This window comes from Polaribacter marinus, assembly GCF_022662535.1.
Classification (GTDB): Bacteria; Bacteroidota; Bacteroidia; order Flavobacteriales; family Flavobacteriaceae; genus Polaribacter; species Polaribacter marinus.
This window is the reverse complement of record NZ_JAKQYM010000006.1, coordinates 23,922-43,567: the sequence shown is the minus strand read 5'-3', so window position 1 is coordinate 43,567 and position 19,646 is coordinate 23,922. Positions and strand designations below refer to the sequence as shown.

The 19,646-nt window shown below is 30.4% G+C and carries 18 protein-coding genes; 9 read left to right on the top strand and 9 right to left on the bottom strand.

What is annotated here, in order from left to right; all coding sequences use genetic code 11:
- Positions 1-25 precede the first annotated feature (25 nt).
- The 8 genes from MC378_RS09285 (at position 26) to tsaB (ending at position 5,753) form a co-directional block, all read left to right on the top strand.
- A complete protein-coding gene (locus tag MC378_RS09285; protein WP_242178484.1) occupies positions 26-1,009 on the top strand; it encodes a cytochrome c oxidase subunit 3 in 984 nt (327 codons plus the stop codon).
- 18 nt (positions 1,010-1,027) lie between these two features.
- Positions 1,028-1,369, top strand: coding sequence for a cytochrome C oxidase subunit IV family protein (locus MC378_RS09280; RefSeq protein WP_242178483.1), 342 nt, complete (start codon positions 1,028-1,030; stop codon positions 1,367-1,369).
- A gap of 54 nt (positions 1,370-1,423) precedes the next feature.
- Positions 1,424-2,071, top strand: coding sequence for a hypothetical protein (locus MC378_RS09275; RefSeq protein WP_242178482.1), 648 nt, complete (start codon positions 1,424-1,426; stop codon positions 2,069-2,071).
- An 11-nt stretch (positions 2,072-2,082) separates the two neighbouring features.
- Complete coding sequence (locus tag MC378_RS09270; protein WP_242178481.1) at positions 2,083-2,784, top strand: SCO family protein; 702 nt, start codon at positions 2,083-2,085, stop codon at positions 2,782-2,784.
- The gene (locus tag MC378_RS09265) at positions 2,777-3,316 is read left to right on the top strand and encodes a DUF420 domain-containing protein (protein ID WP_242178480.1); all 540 of its coding nucleotides are present in this window, start codon (positions 2,777-2,779) and stop codon (positions 3,314-3,316) included. Before MC378_RS09270 ends, MC378_RS09265 begins: the two co-directional genes overlap by 8 nt.
- Complete coding sequence (locus MC378_RS09260; RefSeq protein WP_242178479.1) at positions 3,309-3,530, top strand: hypothetical protein; 222 nt, start codon at positions 3,309-3,311, stop codon at positions 3,528-3,530. The genes MC378_RS09265 and MC378_RS09260 overlap by 8 nt, the downstream gene beginning before the upstream one ends.
- Positions 3,531-3,655: 125 nt before the next feature.
- Positions 3,656-4,978, top strand: a complete 1,323-nt coding sequence (locus tag MC378_RS09255; RefSeq protein WP_242178478.1) for a TolC family protein — start codon at positions 3,656-3,658, stop codon at positions 4,976-4,978.
- Positions 4,979-5,066: 88 nt separating this feature from the next.
- Entirely contained in the window at positions 5,067-5,753 is a 687-nt protein-coding gene (gene tsaB / locus MC378_RS09250; RefSeq protein ID WP_242178477.1) for a tRNA (adenosine(37)-N6)-threonylcarbamoyltransferase complex dimerization subunit type 1 TsaB, read from the top strand.
- On the opposite strand, the gene MC378_RS09245 is transcribed toward tsaB, so the two are convergent.
- The 3 genes from MC378_RS09245 to MC378_RS09235 form a co-directional block, all read right to left on the bottom strand.
- Positions 5,743-6,543 (bottom strand): mechanosensitive ion channel family protein, encoded by an 801-nt coding sequence (locus tag MC378_RS09245; protein WP_242178476.1) that lies wholly within the window; start codon positions 6,541-6,543, stop codon positions 5,743-5,745. The genes tsaB and MC378_RS09245 overlap by 11 nt on opposite strands.
- Positions 6,544-6,612: 69 nt before the next feature.
- On the bottom strand, positions 6,613-6,972 hold the full coding sequence (locus tag MC378_RS09240) for a DUF1304 domain-containing protein (RefSeq protein WP_242178475.1): 360 nt from the start codon (positions 6,970-6,972) through the stop codon (positions 6,613-6,615).
- Between the two features lie 73 nt (positions 6,973-7,045).
- Positions 7,046-7,246, bottom strand: coding sequence for a dodecin family protein (locus MC378_RS09235; protein WP_242178647.1), 201 nt, complete (start codon positions 7,244-7,246; stop codon positions 7,046-7,048).
- 156 nt (positions 7,247-7,402) lie between these two features.
- On the opposite strand from MC378_RS09235, the gene MC378_RS09230 reads away from it, so the two are divergent.
- The gene (locus MC378_RS09230; protein WP_242178474.1) at positions 7,403-7,756 is read left to right on the top strand and encodes a toxin-antitoxin system YwqK family antitoxin; all 354 of its coding nucleotides are present in this window, start codon (positions 7,403-7,405) and stop codon (positions 7,754-7,756) included.
- 284 nt (positions 7,757-8,040) lie between these two features.
- Here MC378_RS09230 and MC378_RS09225 read toward each other — a convergent pair whose 3' ends face one another.
- From MC378_RS09225 to MC378_RS09200, 6 genes are all read right to left on the bottom strand, one after another.
- Positions 8,041-8,760, bottom strand: a complete 720-nt coding sequence (locus MC378_RS09225; protein WP_242178473.1) for an energy transducer TonB — start codon at positions 8,758-8,760, stop codon at positions 8,041-8,043.
- A 64-nt stretch (positions 8,761-8,824) separates the two neighbouring features.
- Positions 8,825-9,202, bottom strand: a complete 378-nt coding sequence (locus tag MC378_RS09220; RefSeq protein ID WP_242178472.1) for a VanZ family protein — start codon at positions 9,200-9,202, stop codon at positions 8,825-8,827.
- The gene (gcvH, locus tag MC378_RS09215) at positions 9,168-9,548 is read right to left on the bottom strand and encodes a glycine cleavage system protein GcvH (RefSeq protein ID WP_242178471.1); all 381 of its coding nucleotides are present in this window, start codon (positions 9,546-9,548) and stop codon (positions 9,168-9,170) included. The genes MC378_RS09220 and gcvH overlap by 35 nt, the downstream gene beginning before the upstream one ends.
- 25 nt (positions 9,549-9,573) lie before the next feature.
- Positions 9,574-16,674 carry a T9SS outer membrane translocon Sov/SprA gene (gene sov / locus MC378_RS09210; protein ID WP_242178470.1) on the bottom strand — a complete coding sequence of 2,367 codons (7,101 nt, stop codon included), beginning with the start codon at positions 16,672-16,674 and terminating at the stop codon, positions 9,574-9,576.
- 4 nt (positions 16,675-16,678) lie between these two features.
- Complete coding sequence (gene ruvA, locus MC378_RS09205; protein WP_242178469.1) at positions 16,679-17,260, bottom strand: Holliday junction branch migration protein RuvA; 582 nt, start codon at positions 17,258-17,260, stop codon at positions 16,679-16,681.
- Between the two features lie 18 nt (positions 17,261-17,278).
- Positions 17,279-19,564, bottom strand: coding sequence for an NADP-dependent malic enzyme (locus MC378_RS09200; RefSeq protein ID WP_242178468.1), 2,286 nt, complete (start codon positions 19,562-19,564; stop codon positions 17,279-17,281).
- Positions 19,565-19,646: the final 82 nt, after the last annotated feature.

Genomic DNA, 19,646 nt, shown 5'->3' with positions numbered 1-19,646 from the left:
AAGAAATAATTAACAGAGAATATATATGGAAGCAAATATTGCTGTACCTACTGACGCAAAAAACACTTGGAGTGGTGGTGGTCAAAAACCATTTGGAGCAAGTTATGGTAAAATGATGATGTGGTTTTTTATCGTTTCTGATGCATTAACATTTTCAGGATTTTTAGCCGCTTATGGTTTAACACGTTTTAAATTTATTGATTCATGGCCAATAGCCGATGAGGTTTTTACTCACTTTCCAGGGCTACACGGTGTACACGCACCAATGTATTATGTAGCATTAATGACTTTTATTCTTATTGTTTCTTCTGTTACAATGGTATTAGCTGTAGATGCAGGTCATCAAATGAAACAAAAGAAAGTAGCTTGGTATATGTTTGCTACTATTATTTTTGGAATAATATTCGTTGGTTCTCAAGCTTGGGAATGGAAAAATTTTATTTCTGGATCTTATGGAGCTGTAAAAACTACAGATGGAAAAATTTTACAGTTTGTAAAAGATGGTCATCAAATTGCTTTATCCGATTTTGTTGTTGGTGAAAGAACAGACCACAGAGAAGAACATACAAGAAAAAATGGTTTATGGTTTGAGAATGAGGGAACTATTTCTACATATTCTGTAGATCAAGTCGTGAATTCTTATAAATCTAATCCAGATATATTAGTAAGAACAGAGCTTATTGATAAAGCTTCAAAATCAAAAACAATCTTATCCAGAGAAGATGGTTTAGCACAGTTGGCTAAAACTAAAATGGTTGTAGAAGGAGCAAATTTAGAAGTAAACGAATATGGAAACACCATTTTTGCTGATTTCTTTTTCTTTATTACAGGTTTTCACGGTTTTCACGTGTTCTCAGGAATTATTATTAACATCATCATTTTCTTTAATGTTATTTTAGGTACGTATGAACGTAGAGGACATTATGAAATGGTAGAAAAGGTAGGGTTATATTGGCACTTTGTAGATTTAGTTTGGGTATTTGTATTCACATTCTTCTACTTAGTATAATTTATAAAAGAGATTAAAATGGCACACGCACACGAATCAAACACAAAGAGAATTTGGATAGTTTTAATAATCTTAACAGTTATCACTACTGTTGAAGTTGCATTAGGAATTGTTAAACCAGCTTCTTTACACCTTACTAGTTTTTTAGGAACAAGCCCTTTAAACTGGATTTTTATCATCCTAACATTGGTAAAAGCGTATTACATTACTTGGGCCTTTATGCATATGGAAGGAGAAAAAAAATGGTTAAGACGTTCTGTAGTTTGGACTGCAGTTTTCTTAATCAGTTATTTGTTAACACTTCTCATAATTGAAGGAAGCTATATCCACAATACATTGGCACCACTTGTAAAATGGTAAATTAAATAAAAATAAAAAGGTGGTTTTAACCACCTTTTTTTATATAAAGTAATTATGAAAATATCTAAAAAAAGAGTTGTATTATTTTTACTTTTTATTTTCCCCTTAATCTGTTTTTTATTACTCTCAACAGGAACAAATAATTTTACAAAATTACCTATTGTTACTAATAATGTTATAGATATTTCTACTATAGATTCTACAAAAACATTTAAAGGTCATATTTCTATTGTGTGTTTTTTAGGAAATGATTTAAAGGCAAATAAAGGAGGGTTTTTTAATTTGAATGAGAAAATCTATAAGAAATTTATAGAGTATAAAAAATTTCAAATTATTGCAATTTATCCTAAAGGAAAAGAAGTAGAAGCACAAGAACTTAAAAAAGAAATAGGTGCTTTTACAGATATGGTAAAATGGAACTTTATTGAAGGAACTCAAGAAGAAATTACTTCTTTATATACAAGTTTTAATTCTCCAGACTCACTTACTAATTTGTACAGTAATAACGTTTTCTTAGTAGATAAAAACGGAAACTTAAGAGGAAGAGAAAAAGATGAAGATACTATTAATGGAAAACTATTTGGTTATAATGTGAAATCTGTTGCAGAATTAAATGCTAAATTAAAAGATGATGTAAAAGTGCTCTACTATGAGTATTATGCTGCTTTTAAAGACAAAAATAAAAACAAAGCCGATAGATAATAAATAGAATTATGAAAAAAAAATATTCATATGTAGGTATTACATTTATAATACTGTTATTTGGAATTTATGTTGTTAGAAACTTAGATAGAAGATCAAAAGAGAACGACCTTGTTCAAGAAGATCGATTAAATAAAGTAGATAAAGATTATGTTAAAAATAATGCCTTATTTACTTTTGATAAAGTCCCGGAATTTGAGTTTACAGATCAAAATGGAGAAACAATTTCTAATAAAGATTATAAAGGAAAGGTTTATGTAGTAGAATTTTTCTTTTCTACTTGTCCAACTATTTGTCCTATAATGAACAAAAAAATGCTTACAATTCAAGATGATTTTTCTTCAGAATCTGATTTTGGAATTGCCTCATTCTCTATTACTCCTGATATTGATACGCCAGAAATATTAAAAGAATATGCTAAAAAAAATAGAATTACCCATAAAAACTGGCACCTCTTAACGGGTAAAAGTGATGAGGTAGTATATGCATTGGCTAATAAAGGATTTAAACTATATGCAGGAAAAGGAGATGAAGAACATGGAGGTTTTGAGCATTCTGGTTTGTTTGCTTTGGTAGATAAAAACGGATATATACGTTCTAGAAAAGATGATTATGGAAACCCAATAATGTATTACAGAGCTTTAGAAGAGCAAGGTTTTTCAGATCAAATAAAAGAATTAAAAGAAGATATTAAAATTTTGTTGAATGAGTAACTTAACAAAAGAAAAGAAGTATAAGAGAATAATTACGGTACTGTCAATTTTAATACCTATTGCTGTTGCCGCATTATTTACAATTAACTTAAAAAATTTAGGCTTTAATGTAGAGCCCCTAACTTTTTTACCACCAATTTATGCCTCTATAAATGGTTTAACAGCTATTGTTTTAATTTTTGCAGTAATTGCAATTAAAAAAGGAAATAAAAAATTACACGAGCAGCTAAATACATTTGCAATTGGGTGTTCTTTGGTCTTTTTACTTTTATATATTGGATACCATATGACATCCGATTCAACTAAGTTTGAAGGAGAAGGAACTATAAAGTATGTGTATTATTTTATTTTATTTACCCACATTATTTTATCAATAGTAGTAATTCCATTTGTACTTACAACCTATATGAGAGCAAAATTGGGTAATTTCCCACAGCATAAAAAAATAGCAAAATTTACCTTTCCTTTGTGGCTGTATGTTGCAATTACTGGTGTAATAGTTTATATAATGATATCTCCATATTATGTTTAAAAAAAAAGTTTTTATATTTTTAGTATTGATGGTTTTATTTGTAAAATCAACATATTCTCAATGTGCAATGTGTAAAGCGGTTGTAGAAAACGGAGACATTTCTATAGCAGAAGGAGTAAATAACGGAATTACCTATTTAATGGTGTTTCCTTATCTTTTAATTGCTGTTTTATTCTTTGCTATATACAGATATAAGAAGAGAGCTAAAATTTAACAGTTTAATAAGTGTAAAGTTTTGTAACATATTTTACTTTTAGTCGTCTTATTAAAACTATTAAAAGAATAATAATTCTTTTTTTAAAATGAGATAAAAAATAAACTAACAAAAATCAGTACGTTTTGAAAACCAAACTTATTATTCTAGTCGCTTTTTTAACATCCATGGCTACTTTTTCTCAAAAAGAGTGGACTCTTAGAGAATGTGTAGACGAAGCCTTAAAAAAGAACATTTCCATTCAACAAAATAAATTAAGCTTAGAGTTAGCAAAAAAAGATGTAGAAATTGCAAAAGGGAATTTTTTACCTAACCTAAATGGTTCTACAGGAGGAAACTTAAATTTTGGTTCAGGATTTGATCCAGTTTCACAAAATAGAGTTTCTACAAGTATTTTTGGTGGATCTATAAGTTTAAATGCGGGTTATACTGTGTTTAATGGTTTTAGAAATACAAATACATACAAGCAAGCAAAATTAGGAGTAGAATCTAGTATGTTAGATTTAAAAAAGATAGAAAATGATATTTCTCTTTTTGTGGTAAATGGATATTTAAATGTCTTATTTGCTAAAGAAAATTTAAATGCAGCAAAAATTCAGTACGAGATAAGTAAAACTCAAATAGAATCTGCGAAAAAAAGATTTGAAGCAGGAGTTGTTCCTAAAGGAGAATTATTAAATACAGAATCTACAGCTGCTACAAATTTACAATCTGTAATTCAGCAAGAAAATGCGTTAGACATTGCACTTTTAAATTTGGCACAGTTAATTCAAGAACCTGTAGAAGGTTTTGATATTGCTCCTATAGAAGTTGGTACGCCTTCAGCAACTTTATTCTATAAAAATTCTAACGTTGTTTATCAGAAATCCTTAGAAACAATGCCAGAAATAGAAAGAGCAAAATTAGCAATTGAAAATGCAGATTTAAATATCGAAATTTCTAAAAGCTACTTTTTACCATCTGTTTCTGCATCTGCAGGATTGTCAACGAATTATGGATATAATTTAAAAACAGGTCCCGATACACCCTTTTTTAATCAATTAGATGATAATTTAGGTTATGGAGTTGGTTTTAATGTAAGCATTCCTATTTTTAATAGATTTCAGACAAAAAACAATGTAGCAAAATCTAAAATAAATAAACAGATTTCTGAAACAAGATTAGAGAGTGAAAAATTATCTTTAAAACAAACGATAGAGCAAGCTTTTTTAGATGTTAAATCTGCTTTAAAATCTTACGAAGCCTCAAAAATTTCTTTAATTGCACAAAAAGAAGCTTTTAAAAACGCTCAAGAAAGATATAATTACGGAGCTATGACCTTGTTTGATTTTGACCAAGTAAGAACTCGTTTGGTGAATGCCGAAGCTGCACTTATTCGATCTAAATACGATTACGTTTTTAAGACCAAAGTATTGCAGTTTTATTCTGGAGAGTTAAATTTAGATTAATCTCATTTTTTTATAATATTAAAACCTCGTATTTTTTACGAGGTTTTCTTTTTTGTAAAAGTTATCTTTGTCATAAAAATATTACAACTTGTCTATAATCCTTAACATAGAAACAGCAACAAAAAATTGTTCTGTAAGTATTGCAAAAAACGGTGAAATTTTAGCAATGAAAGAATTGAATAACGGTAACTATTCTCATGCAGAAGTATTGCATCCTTTTATTGTTGATGTTTTAAAAGAAGCAAAACTTACAACCAAAGAAATAGACGCTGTAGCTGTTAGTAAAGGTCCGGGTTCATATACAGGACTTCGAATTGGAGTTTCTGCTGCAAAAGGACTTTGTTTTGCCTTTAACAAGCCTTTAATTTCCATTGAAACATTATCTTCTTTAGCCCATTCAATTTCTATTGATGATGGTTTGATTGTACCCATGTTAGATGCTAGAAGAATGGAAGTATATTCTGTGGTTTTTGATAAGAACCACAAACAAATAAGAGATATTAAAGCACAAATTATAGATGCGCATTCTTTTTCTGATGAATTAGCCAAAGGAAAAGTATATTTTTTAGGTGATGGTTCTCAAAAGTGTAAAGAAATATTGACAAACAAAAATGCTGTTTTTGTTGATGATAAGTTTCCTTCTGCAAAAGAAATGGCAAAACTATCTTTTGATAAATACAAAAAAAACGACATCGAAGATGTCGCTTATTTTGAACCTTTTTATTTGAAAGATTTTGTTGTGATTCCAGAAAAGAAAAAGAAACCTACCTTTTAATTTCTACTTGATGTGGATAAGGAATTTCTATTCCTGCTTTATCTAATGCTATTTTAGTGTTTTCTGTAACATCAAAATACACAGTCCAATAATCTTCTGTTTTACACCAAGGTCTTACAGCAAAGTTTACAGAACTATCTGCTAATTCAGAAACTGTAATTGCAGGAGCTGGATCTTTTAATACTTTTGGATGAGAAGTTAAAACACTCATTAATACCTCTTTTGTTTGTTTGATATCTGCATCATAAGAAACACCAAAAGTTAAATCTACTCTTCGAGTTCCTTCTGTAGTATAATTTACAATAGTTCCATTAGATATTGACCCATTAGGGATTATAATTTCTTTATTAGATAGACCAGTAAGTTTGGTTGTAAAGATTTCAATTTCTTTAACAACACCTATTTCTCCTTGGGCTTCTATTAAATCTCCAATTTTAAATGGTTTAAAAATCATAATTAAAACCCCTCCTGCAAAATTAGCAAGAGATCCTTGTAATGCTAATCCTACTGCTAAACCAGCTGCAGCAAATATCGCAGCAAAAGATGTTGTGGTAACTCCTAATTTAGAAATAACGGTAATAAAAAGTAAAATTTTAAGTCCCCAACCAAGTAAGTTTCCTAAGAATTTTTGAAGGGTTATATCTAAACCACTTTTTTGCATTATTTTTTTTGATGCTTTTACCATTAGGTTTATTACAAATAAACCAATAATTAGAATTGCTAATGCCGTTAAAATGTTTGGTGTAAACTCTATAAGTAGAATTTTAATTTTGTTAATGTATTCTTCCATTTTGTTAGATTTTTTGAATTGTAAAAATAATGGTTTATTTATAGTTGATAAACATTCAAAGAACTATTATTAATTCAATATTATAAATAAGATTCCAAGCAGAGCAGGAATTGATTGTACATATAAAATACTTTTTTTATTGGTAGAGTAAGATCCGTAGATACCTGCAACAAAAACACAGATTAAAAAGAAAAGAGATACATCTGTTTTATCTGTAATTAAAGACCAGATTAAGCCTGCCGCTAAGAAACCATTGTATAAGCCTTGGTTTGCTGCCATTACTTTTGTTTCTTCTGCAAACTCCTTGTTTTTTAATCCAAAGGTTTTTATTCCTTTTTTAGTGGTCCATAAAACCATTTCTAAATACACAATGTATATGTGAATAAGCGCCACCAAACCAATTATTATTATTATTTGTATTGTTTTCATTTTTCTAAATAAGACATAAAAAGCGATTTAATACTAAAATTAAATCGCTTTATAAAAAGGTTCGTTTTTTAATTTACTTTACCTCAAAAGTAATTTTTAAATTTACTCTAAACTCTGTAATTTCATCATTATTTACAACAGCACTCTGTGACTGAACAAATACCGACTTGATGTTTTTTACGGATTTAGATGCTTGTTTAACTGCTTTTTTGGCTGCATCTTCCCAGCTTTTGCTAGAATTTGCCAATACTTCAATAACTTTTATGATTGCCATAATACTTTTATTATTAATATGATTGTAAAGATAGAGTTTTTCATCAAGAAACCCTATCAAGTACTCAATGTTAATTTAATGTTACCAAAATGTTTGTAAATTGTTACAAAATTTTTATATTTGTAAAAAGAACGTTAAACTTAAACTGATATAATCATGAAAAATTTTTTAGCAATTTGTATCTTTTGCTTGACAGCAGTTGGATACTCTCAAGATAAACAGCCAACCTATAGTGTGGAAGGTGATTTGGTAAAAGCAACCTATTATTATGATAATGGCGCAATTAAAACTCAAGGTTACTTTAAAGATAAAAAACTTACAGGCGAATGGGTTCGTTTCGATAAATCTGGAAATAAAAAACAAATAGCTTATTATGATAATGGTAAGAAAGTTGGTAAATGGTTTGTTTGGTCTAAAGAAACATTGAAAGAAATTAATTATCAAAACAATGCTGTTGTTAATGTAAATGTTTGGAAATCTTCTGAAATTAAGGTAGCAGCTAATAAATAGTTATTTTTCTAAAATAGAATTTAAAAAAGGCTCAATATTTTATTGAGCCTTTTTTTGTTTGTTATAATTTGATGTTTTAAAACTTGAGTTTTACCAACTGTTGTGCTTTTATAAAAGGGACCTGTTTTAAGGTGATTTAGAGTACTGTTTTGTACTGATAAGGATATAAGTTAGGTTTTGTATTTGTTATAGTAGTAATTTGCCAGGTGAGTTAAATTTGGATCATAAAAAAACCGATTAGAATTTTAATTCTAATCGGTTTTTTATTTTATATGTTATTGTAATTATTCTACAATAAGAGTAAAAGGAATGCTGTATTTTACACCTACTGGTTTACCTCTTTGTTTACCAGGTTTCATTTTAGGTAATTGTTTCATTACTTTAATAACTTCACTTTTAATTTTTGGGTGAGGTGCTCTAGCATTAATGTTTACAACATTTCCGTTTTTATCAATTTTAAAACCGATGTAAACTTTTTTCTTACCAGAAGATAAACCTAATTCGTTTGGTAATTCTGCATCGAATTTTCTTAAGAAGTGTTTTTGAATCATTTTACTAAAGCATTTTTTTAATTCTGCTTTATTTCCTTTACATCCAGGAAAAACAGGTACGTCTTCAATAATCATAAAACTTACGTCTTCTATAACCTCTTCAACTTCTTCAACCTCTTCAATTTCCTCAACTTCTACCGCTACAGTTTCATCTGTTTCTGTAGATTCTATTACAGTCTCTTCAATCTCCTTTTCATCTTCAACAATTTCAATTTTTTCTGGAGCTGGTGGTGGTGGTGTTTTAGGTTTTACAGGTTCTACTCTTTCTGTAATTGGAATGTCTTCTTCCATTTCTGCATTCATGTTTACTGTTCCAAGATCTCCGTATGTTCTATCATAGGTTTTCTTTTCGATTGCAGCATAAGTAACAAATAACGCCAAAACTAGGCCAATTTGCATAAAAATCTTACTATAGTTTTCTAAGTTAGATTTTGGATTTTTCTTTATTTCCATTGTAAAGAGTTTTTAATAGTTCGCTAATTTAATTAAATTATTGTGTTATACACAAGTCTTATTGTTAATTAAGTTGATTTTTTTTCAAAATTTGATTAAAAATCAATAATCCTAAGAGTACACCAGATGAGTTTGCTAAAACATCTAAATAATCTCCTGTTCTATAATCTGTTAATGTTTGTTGTAGTATTTCAATAATTATGCCATAAATAATACATACCAAAACAATAAGGTATTTTTTTTGTGGTTTTTTGTAAAATACAAATAACCAAGAAATACTTAGAGTAAAGTACGCAAAACTATGTTCCCATTTATCAAGATTACTAATTGTAGGTTGATATTGGGGCATTTTCATTAAGCTTAAATAAGCAATACTAATGGTAATAAGAATTGCTATTAAGAAGATATTACCCTTTAATAAGGTTTTGATATGCTTCAGCATCTAATAAACCGTCTATTTGTGAGCTATCCGAAATAGCTATTTTAATCATCCATCCTTTTCCATAAGGATCTGTATTTACTAATTCTGGTTCATCTTCTAGCTCTTCGTTAAATTCTGTTACCTCTCCTGTTAAAGGCATAAATAAATCTGAAACTGTTTTTACAGCTTCTACAGAACCAAAAACTTCTCCTTCTTCTACCGTGTCATCAAGAGTATCTACATCTACATATACGATGTCTCCTAATTCACCTTGTGCAAAATCTGTAATTCCTACAGTAGCAACGTTGTCTTCAACTTTAACCCACTCGTGATCTTTCGTGTATTTTAAATTTGATGGAATGTTCATTTTTTAATAATTTTATGTGTTATTTTTAATTTCCTCCTAAATTGTAAACTATGTTAAATCCACCATTTATTGATTGTCTTGGGAACGTGGTAGAAATAGCATATTTAGACGTTTGATGATTGTAATAAAACGACGCGGTTAAATTACTATTTAATCTATAATCTGCTGTAAATTTTATAGAAAATAATTTTTGACCACCACTAATTTGGTTATTATCTTCATCTACATATCTAATTTGTGTAAGGTTGTCTCTTAAAGAAACATCTGCTCTTAAGTTAATATCTCCCTTTAAAGTTTGTTTTTTTCCGGTAAAACGGGTGTTCATTTTTACATCTTTAAACACATAGCCTAAACCAAAAACATATTCTGTTCCTTTAATATCTGTTAGTGTACTATTGTTAAAATTCATTGTAAGAGTTCTGTCTCTTTTAATTTCTCCTCTAAAAGAAAAACTACTTTTCATTTTAAAATCTACTTTTATTAAAGGAGAAAATTCATCTACTAAAGTAACGGCAGAAACTAATAATTCTGGTTCATAATTACCTGCTACATTTGTTGTTGAAAACGGGTTATTTGTATCGTGCTGCAAATTATTAGTAAAACTAGATACAGTATAAGATGATCTATATCCGTGTGAGACAACAAAGTTACTGAAGTTCTTTTTGAAAAATTTAAACTTCATTAATCCATTATAGCGTAAAGTCCAGTTTGGAATAGGGATATTTTTAAATAAACCAGTACTTACTTTATTTGGATTACTACCAGAATATGCGGCTAGAAATGCCGGTAATAAAACTTGTTGGCTGTTTTCTCCAAAACCAGAAACTGGTACTGAGTTTTCTGTTGCTAATCTATTAGAAATAATACTTCTGTAATCTTTCATTTTTTGAAACAACTCGTCTCCATCAGAAAAAGAAGTAGAAATCATAGAATAACTGGTGCTAAAGTTTCCTGTTTTAAAAGGATCTATACCATAATCTATTGCACCATTTGGTGTGCCATCATCAATGATGTCTAATTGTTGCTGTAAGTCACTTGTTTTAATTTTATTTCCTCTTATATCAATATTTAAATCTTTAAAAGGTTTTACAGTAAATGTATAATCTAGTTTGTTGTAGTGAGTTTTACTATATGTTTTGTTATAGTACTCACTGTTTATTGGGTCTCTTGGGTTTATTAACCAACCGTTTTCTAAGGCTTTGTTTCTAATATCTACTTGACTACCAAAAGCGAATGCTGTTGGTGAGCCTCCTAAGAAACCAATATCTTCAGTATATCCAGGTAAGAACTGGCCGTTGTTTTCTGAATAACTTATTTTACCTTGTTTAACGGAAGTTACAACATCATAAACACCTTTTAATATTTTTTTCCCTAGTGATAATTTTGTTTTCGTATTAACTTTCCTAGGAGCTCTTGGTAAGCTAGGTCCTTTTAATTTTTTAGCTGCTTTTCGTTTTGATTTTGTAAGTAATAATTTTTCTAATCCTAAACTTTTATAGAATTTATCAAAAGAAATAGTTGTATTTATATTGTGTGTATTAGAATTCTGAATAACATTTCCAATTTGTTCTACAACCGTTTGGTCTTGTGAAGATACTTGCCAATCAAAATCTGCTGTATAAGCATAATCTGCTTTTATAAAATTTAAATAAGGAAGTTTATCGATAGGTAATTTATAGGTTGTATTAAGTTTTTGATGGTATTGATTTGGTCTTCCTGTATTAAAGAAATTATCAAAAACTTCCAATTCCTCTCCGCTATCAAATGCATCGTAAATATGACTATTGGTGGCGTTAAAGTTTAATTGAAGTGATTTGGTTAAATCGAAACCAATTGTGTAATCCCAATCAAATAAAAATCTACGTTGTTTTAATTCTGGTTGAGGTGATAGTCCTGCAACTAAATTTCTAGATTGTTGTTCGTTATAACTTCTATTAATTCTAGAGTTAATAGCTAATGTTTTAGGTATCGGATTAAAGTTGAAATCTTTAATTAATTTCCAATATTTATTTTTTAGTTTTTTAGAATTCTTAAAAGGTTCTATGAATTCTGAATTAAAAGAAAAGTTATAGGTTGCAGAGGCTGTAACGTTTTCATTAATATACTTTTTAATATTATAATCTCGATGAAACTCTTTATTATGAGCATAAGAAACAGATACGTTTTCTACATCATAAAATTTTGGTTTTTTAGTAGAGTTTGGATTTCTGTTCTTTTTTACATTATTAAAGCTAATACTTGTTCGTTTGGTATAGTCTCTAGAAAATTCGCTATTAGGGTTTTGATCTAGAGCATCCTCTAATTTAACATCTTGATATTGAGGATCAAATTTTGGATCGATAAAAGTTTCTCCAATACTATAACTCATAGGCAATTGAATTCCCCATTTTTTAGGAGTTAATACTTTTCCTAAGTTGATGCTTGTAGCTACATCATATTGTTTGGTTTCGTCTAAACTTCGCTGACCAACCCTATCTTCTACATTTCCAAAACCAACAGTTTGCATTCTACCAGAGAGAGAAATATTGGCAATATCAGCAAAATTTGCATCTGCATTTACAACGGCAGCCCAACCCCCTTTATTATCAAAACCTGCAGAACGTAATTCATTAAACCAAATTTCTCCACTTTTTGGCGAAGTACTAGTGTTTTTTACTCCTAACATAATGGTTTTTAATTCTGCTAATGTAGGACTCCCTTTTACACTTATTGTGTAGGGTAGGTTTGCATCTTGAGTTGTTGAAGTATAAATGTTATTTATGGGTGCTCCAATAGCATCTCTTTCTAATTTTACTTTTCCAAATGTTTCTAAAAAAGCATCTAGGTTGTTTGCTTCTGGCCAAATATCTAAAGCAGTAGTACTACTTGTAGAAACTTTTAGAGGGATTTCTATTTGATAAAAATTTTCATCTAAATCTGTCCCTAATCTTATAATTGCAGAAAAATCATTATCATTTAAAACACCACCACCTTGGTTTTCTTGCAAATGCATAAACATTTTTAAGTTTTTAAATCGTCTTAAATCTACACTAATATTTTTGTAAACAGCTCTAATTTTATCAGGTGATAAGTTTTTTACTTTTAAAGTTAAAGATTGTTCATTTTGTAATTGTACTGTTGTACTTCCTTGTAAACGCTCTCTTTCTATTCCAGGTGGTTGTATATAACTCCCTTCATTTTCTTCTATACTAACAACACCTACTTCAAAGTTTTCTAATTCTGTTTGTGTTAAATCTATTTCTGGTGTTATAGTAGGATCTAAAGTTTTTACATAACGTCTCCAATCTCCACGAACTAAATCTAATTCTCCAAACCTAACTACTACAGGCATTTTAAAATTAGTTAAAAACATTCTGATAAAACGAATGCTATTAAAATCAGAAATTCCGTTTATAGGTGTTCCACTTCTAACAGGAACTCTAAATTGATACCATTTTGTTTGTTGTTGACTTCCGTTTTCAAGTGTTACAGTGGTCGTTTTTTCATCAACAATAAAGTTTTGGCCTTTTACCAAATCTGCTTTATTCATAGAAACTTTATACTCGTAATAACTTTCTACGGTATTCATTGTTTGGTCTTTGTTGATGTCTTCTACATCTGGATAGGTTGTAGATGATGTTGGATAAGACTCTGTAGATTGATTTAATGTTGGCGAGTTTCCTTGAGGGTTGTTAAAGTCTTTATATCTAGTAATAATAGACGCATCTATAGCATCTAATTGACTTCCTCTAAAGAATTGAAAATTATCTGCTGCGGGATCTAATAGAGTTGCATAATTACCAATTCCTGCAAGACTTTTTTCCTCATCATCATTTAAGCCATCAAAACCAACATCTTGATTTGTTCTTGCTGCATCATCTTCTGCAAATGCGTAAATAATAGATGGGTTTGTAGGAACTTTTCCCCAATTTGTAGTTATTGTATTTTGACTGCCACCTAGTTCTGGCAATCCATTTTCGTACATTTTACGATTGTCTTTTAAAATATCTTCAGAAACATTACCTAAATTAATATATAAATCTCCTACTTGATTTGAAGGGTTGTTAGGGTTCATTCCCTGAGGTAAACCTTCTTCTGTGGTAATCGAATAATTTTCATAAGGATCCATTACCCAAAACTGGATGTACTCTACATTGGCTTGATCAAAATTATTGGTTGTTAAAGCACGCATAATTCCTCCCCAGTTTGTTTCTGGGTTTGGTAATTTTACTCTTCCGTCTATAATACTGGCATTTTGATTAAAGTTATACGAACCCCTTTCTTCTGGGAAATAAGCCAAATCTAAAGTTCTTATAAGCGAGTTCTGAGTAATGTCTAATTCTAGGTTAGGAAATAACTCTCTAAAGTTAATTTGTCTTGTTTCTGCTCTAGAAAGTTCATCAGCATCTATGCTACTTGGAGTACTACCAACACCGTAAAAAATTTGGTCAATGCTATACCAAGCTAATTTTCCTCTTTTATAATTGTATGATAAATCATCTTGATCACCATTAAAACCTGGGAAAAATCTTGGTGTACTTGCTTCGTGCCAATCTAAAGGAGAAAGCAAACTTATAGGGATTTGTGATGCTTCAAAATCATCAATATAAGAAGTTGCAGCACCTGCTACATCTATTCCGCTTGGTGTTCCTGGAAGTAAATATGCCATATCAGCTCTAACTGATAAATTTGATGGAGCATCTGTATCTACAAAAGGTAATTTATTTGCCAATTTGGTAAAATACGGAACCTCTGTAGAGTAATCTATATTTAGTCCAAACATGGTATTATCTATTGGTTCTGCTCCAAAATTTACTTTTGGTGTAATTGGTCTTTCGTTTACATTTAAAATTGTGGCTCCTACAATAAAATTTTCGGAAAACTTATGCTCAACATCTACCCCCATAAAGGTTTTTCTTTGTTGATTAAAAACCGCATTATTTTCTGTTGATACACTTATTGGTGTTCCAGAAGCTTGTAAACCTGGATCAATAATTTGTACTCTACCTGCTAAATAATCTACAACAAAATCTACCCCTTCTACTAGTTGTCTTCCACCAGCAGTAACTCTTACTGACCCTCTAGGAACATTAAATGCCCCGATAGGAATTCCTCCTGAATTTTCTGATTTAAAATATCCTTTTAAGAAATACTTGTCTTTATTTTGATAGTTGTTTTTTACGTTGGTTTTTGTATTTAAATAAAGTTCTTCAAATACATAGGCATCTATGTCTGATTGTGTTTCTAAACCAACATCATTTGTTATACTAGGATTTTTTATCAAATCATTTCCAAAAGGTTCTGGTTCTGGAAAAATAACAAACCCGTTTTCAGAGTTTACAGTAATTCCTTCTACGTAATCAAAAAATCCATCTGGATCTCTAAACTGACTTTGATCTAATTGATCTAATTTTAAAACTTGAATTAAAGGGAGGTTAGAAATTCCGGTAGAATTAGCATTTTGTAATGTGTTAGATGCAATTCCGGTCGCATCATCTCGGTATTGAATTTCAAAACGAAAACCATCTTGTGTTAATGGAAAAGCACCTAATGCATAAACGTTTTTCATCATTAATCGCCATGTAGGAAAAGATTCTTCTCCACCCGTTCCATCATCTCTTTTTGTTTGTAAAATTTCTGAACGCAGTAACTTTACAGCTAAGTTTTCTGGAGCTTGAATTCCATCATTTGAAAACTCACCAACTTTAAAAGATTTTTTGGTGCTACCCATTATGTTTCCTGCAACGGTATACTCATAAGCAACTGCTAAAACTTCACCATCATTCAATCTTCTATTTAAAGAAATAAAACCTAATTGAGCGTTTATTTTATATTCATTTGCATTTAATTTTCTAGCATTTTGTAGTACAGAATAATCTGTTCCTTGTTGCATCATATAAGGCTGCAAAGTTGCATCTACTGTAGAAATATCTCTTATTCCGCTATTGGGTGCTAATAAAGCAGATAAATTATTAGATTCGTTTGCGGGTAAATTTCCACCAGAAACTACAGGAGGACTTGTTGGTTGCACTGAACCTGTTTGATTTACTAAAACACTACTTTCTGACTCACCAAGATCTGCAAGCGCAACAATACTTCTAAAGTCTTCTGTATTTGCGTTTCTATTGGTAACCCAAACCTCTATTCTTGTAATGTTTATTTGACTATTGATTAAAGGGTAACTTTTTAGTGAGTTGGCGTAGTTGTCTATAAAATACTGTGATAAGAAAAAGTGCCTATCGTTGTCATAATCTGTTGTTTTTAATTCAAAAGATTGAATTGAAGCACCAGCTTCTGAAACCACTGTTTTGCTTTCTGAATTTTGTTGAGAAAAAACAGCTGTTACATTAGTGTTTCCAAATTTTAATTGGGTTTTAACACCAAATAAACTTTGCGCACCGTTTATCAAAGAATTTTTAATAGGCATAGAAACATTACCTGCTTCAATTCCTTGTAAAATATCATCTTCTGTTGGTGTATAATCTATTTTTACTACATTTTGAAAGTCAAACGAAGCTTGTGTATCATAATTTGCCGTAAACTCTAATCGTTCTCCAACTTTAGCTTTTATACTTGCATTTATTTGTTGGTCAAAATCAAAAGTAAAACTACTTCTATTTTCTTCGGTAATTTGTGGGTTATCTGTGTTTTGATAGATAAAACCTAGTTTTAAATTTAGGCTACCTGCCGGTGTAACTTTTACTGTATTTCCTCCAAAAATAGATTGGAAAAAATCGGAGTTTACATAATAGGTTGGTAGTAAATCTTTTTGAGCTGCAGCAGCACCTTTTTTCTTACTGTTTGTTGCGCTCACCTTAGCTTTAAAATACTCTAATATATCTCTTTTTAATCGATATGCCTGGTATTCTTGTGGTGTTAGATAAATAGGTGTTTTAATTTGGTAAGTCCCAATTTTTTCTACAATTACATACTTGTTTAGTGCCTTGTCAAAAACAACAACTTTTTTTGCTAAATTGTCTAAGAATAAAGCCCCTCTTTGATTATGCTTAAAGCTATATTGTAACTTTGTAGTGTCTTTTTTTACAGTTGTAGAATCGTTACTTTGGGTAGTTTGCGCGTAAGAAATTAAGTTTACTGTAAAAGTAAAAAGAACAAATAAAAGTATTTTTTTAAATAATCTACTCAATTGATTATAAGTTTTTTAAAGCTAATTTTATTATTTTTTCCACAGTTGCTTCTGGGCTTTCTTTTAAAACGGAAGATACAACCTTGCTCGCTTGCTTTCTGTTAAACCCTAAAACTTCTAAAGCAGATAACGCTTCATCTTTGTTTGTATTGCTTGCTGAAACAGAAACTTCATCGATATCAAAGGTTTTTAAAATTTTATCTTTTAAATCTACAATTACTCTTTGGGCAGTTTTAACACCAATTCCTTTTACAGATTGAATTAAAGCTACGTTTTCTGCGGCAATTGCATTTTGTATCTCTTCCGAGGTCATAGATGACAACATTGTTCTTGCTATACTAGGTCCAACACCAGAAACGGAAATTAATAATTTAAAGACCTCTCTTTCTGTTTTATTAATAAAGCCAAAAAGTGTATGAGCATCCTCTCTAACAGATAAATGCGTATATAAAATTACATTTTCCTCTGAAGGTAAACTAGAAAAAGTGTTTAAAGAAATATGAAGTAAATATCCAACACCATTGCAATCTACAACAACTTCTGTTGGATTTTTCTCTACTAATCTTCCTCTAATTTGTGTAATCATATATTCTTTTTCGGGATTCTAATTTAACAATTTATTTCTTTCTCTTTCTTGTGCGTCTACAGCAGCTAAAGCAGCCATATTCACCATTTCATCTACACTTGCACCCAATTGTAAAATATGAACAGCTTTACTTAAACCTAAAACTACTGGACCAATAGATTCTGCTCCATCTACTTGTTTTAATAACTTATAGGTAATATTAGCAGATTCTAAATTAGGGAAAATTAATACATTTACTTTTTTTCCATTTAATTTAGAAAAAGGAAACTCTTTAGCTAACATTTCTGGATTTAATGCAAAATCTGCCTGAATTTCTCCGTCTACAATAGCATTAGGAAAATGACGATGAATATAAGAAACGGCTTCACTAATTTTTTTAGAAGTTTCTGTATTTGAAGATCCAAAGTTAGAGAATGATAACATTGCGGTGTTGGGTTGCATGCCAAACATTTTCACCAATTTAGCTGTCATCTGAGAGATTTTTACTAAATCTTTGGCAGAAGGATTTATATTGATGGTGGTGTCTGATAAAAATAATGGACCTTGTTTGGTTAACATTAAATTACAAGCTGCAATTTTTGTAATTCCTTTGTCTTTTTCAATAAGTTCTAACATTGGTTTTACTACAGAAGGGTAAGGTCTAGAGTATCCAGTAATTAAAGCATCTGCTTCTCCTTCGTTTACCATCATTGCTGCAAAATAATTACGTTCTCTCATTAATTTTGTTGCTTCAGAAAGCGTACGTCCTTTTCTTTGACGAGTTTTCCAATATGCTTTACCAAAACGACTTCTTCTATCTTCTTCTTCGTCTGTTTTTGGATCTATAATAGGGACATTAGCTGTAAACCCAATTTCTTCTTTTAATTCTAAGATCACCTCTTTTCTTCCTAGTAAAATAGGGTTTCCAAGTCTTTCATCATAAACCCTTTGTGCTGCTTTTAAAACATCCAAATGATCTGCTTCTGCAAAAACAATTCTTTTTTTATTGCTTTTTGCTCTGTTGTGTAGAAGTCTAATTTCTTTACTTCCAGATCCAGAACGTTCCATTAGTTCTTCACGATATTTATTCCAATCAGAGATTGGCTCTAGAGCAACTCCAGAATCCATTGCTGCTTTAGCAATTGCTGGTGGAATTTCGTAAATTAATCTTGGATCAAAAGGTTTTGGAATAATGTATTCTCTACCATATGTTAAGCTCACTTCGTCATAAACAATATTTACTTGCTCTGGCACTGATTTTTTAGCTAAATCGGCTAAGGCATGTACAGCAGCCATTTTCATTTCTTCATTAATTTTGGTTGCTCTAACATCTAAAGCACCTCTAAAAATAAAAGGAAATCCAAGTACATTATTTACTTGATTAGGATGGTCTGATCTTCCTGTTGCCATAATTATATCTTTTCTAGTGGCAACTGCTAAATCGTATTCTATTTCAGCAACTGGATTTGCCATGGCAAAAACAATTGGATCTTTTGCCATAGATAAAAGCATTTCTGGAGAAACTACATTTCCTTTAGATAAGCCGATAAAAACATCTGCATTATGCATGGCTTCATCTAAAGTATTGATGTCTACATCTGTTGCAAATTCAGCTTTTTGTGAGGTAAGATTATCTCTATCTTTTCTAATTACCCCTTTACTGTCGCACATTACAACATTTTCTCTTTTTACACCTAATTTTAAATACAAACGTGTACAAGAAATTGCGGCAGCACCTGCTCCGTTTACAACAATTTTTACCTTATTAATCTCTTTATTTGTAATGTCGATGGCATTTTTTAATGCGGCAGCAGAAATAATTGCAGTTCCATGTTGGTCATCGTGCATTACAGGAATGTCTAATTCTTCCTTTAAACGTCTTTCAATTTCAAAAGCTTCAGGAGCTTTAATATCTTCAAGATTGATCCCTCCAAAAGTCGGAGCTATAGCTTTTACGGTTTGAATAAAATGCTCTACATCTGTTGCGTCAACTTCAATATCAAAAACATCAATATCAGCAAAAATTTTAAATAACAATGCTTTTCCTTCCATTACGGGTTTAGAAGCATCAGGGCCAATATCTCCTAAGCCTAAAACAGCTGTTCCGTTAGATATTACGGCTACTAAATTTCCTTTTGAAGTGTATTTATATGCGTTGTTTTTGTCTTTTTCAATTTCTAAACAAGGTTCTGCAACCCCGGGAGAATATGCTAGTCCTAAATCGTGTTGAGTAGCGTATTTTTTAGTTGGAACAACTTCAATTTTTCCTGGTTTTGGTTTGGCGTGATATAGTAAAGCCTCGTGTCTTTTTCTAGAATCGCTCATAAATTATTATTTGCTTGTTTAACATACAAATATAGGCTTTTCAATGAAAGAGCAAATAAAATTTCTGTTCTTTTAAGTAGTT

Excerpts from the sequence above, each read along its gene's own strand:
- MC378_RS09275 (WP_242178482.1), top strand. The coding sequence starts at position 1,424 with ATGAAAATATCTAAAAAAAGAGTTGTATTATTTTTACTTTTTATTTTC.
- MC378_RS09260 (WP_242178479.1), top strand. The coding sequence starts at position 3,309 with ATGTTTAAAAAAAAAGTTTTTATATTTTTAGTATTGATGGTTTTATTT.
- MC378_RS09200 (WP_242178468.1), bottom strand. The coding sequence starts at position 19,564 with ATGAGCGATTCTAGAAAAAGACACGAGGCTTTACTATATCACGCCAAA.
- MC378_RS09240 (WP_242178475.1), bottom strand. The coding sequence starts at position 6,972 with ATGAAAACAATACAAATAATAATAATAATTGGTTTGGTGGCGCTTATT.
- MC378_RS09280 (WP_242178483.1), top strand. The coding sequence starts at position 1,028 with ATGGCACACGCACACGAATCAAACACAAAGAGAATTTGGATAGTTTTA.
- MC378_RS09230 (WP_242178474.1), top strand. The coding sequence starts at position 7,403 with ATGAAAAATTTTTTAGCAATTTGTATCTTTTGCTTGACAGCAGTTGGA.
- MC378_RS09265 (WP_242178480.1), top strand. The coding sequence starts at position 2,777 with ATGAGTAACTTAACAAAAGAAAAGAAGTATAAGAGAATAATTACGGTA.
- ruvA (WP_242178469.1), bottom strand. The coding sequence starts at position 17,260 with ATGATTACACAAATTAGAGGAAGATTAGTAGAGAAAAATCCAACAGAA.
- MC378_RS09270 (WP_242178481.1), top strand. The coding sequence starts at position 2,083 with ATGAAAAAAAAATATTCATATGTAGGTATTACATTTATAATACTGTTA.
- gcvH (WP_242178471.1), bottom strand. The coding sequence starts at position 9,548 with ATGAACATTCCATCAAATTTAAAATACACGAAAGATCACGAGTGGGTT.
- MC378_RS09235 (WP_242178647.1), bottom strand. The coding sequence starts at position 7,246 with ATGGCAATCATAAAAGTTATTGAAGTATTGGCAAATTCTAGCAAAAGC.
- MC378_RS09220 (WP_242178472.1), bottom strand. The coding sequence starts at position 9,202 with ATGCTGAAGCATATCAAAACCTTATTAAAGGGTAATATCTTCTTAATA.
- MC378_RS09245 (WP_242178476.1), bottom strand. The coding sequence starts at position 6,543 with ATGGAAGAATACATTAACAAAATTAAAATTCTACTTATAGAGTTTACA.
- MC378_RS09285 (WP_242178484.1), top strand. The coding sequence starts at position 26 with ATGGAAGCAAATATTGCTGTACCTACTGACGCAAAAAACACTTGGAGT.
- MC378_RS09225 (WP_242178473.1), bottom strand. The coding sequence starts at position 8,760 with ATGGAAATAAAGAAAAATCCAAAATCTAACTTAGAAAACTATAGTAAG.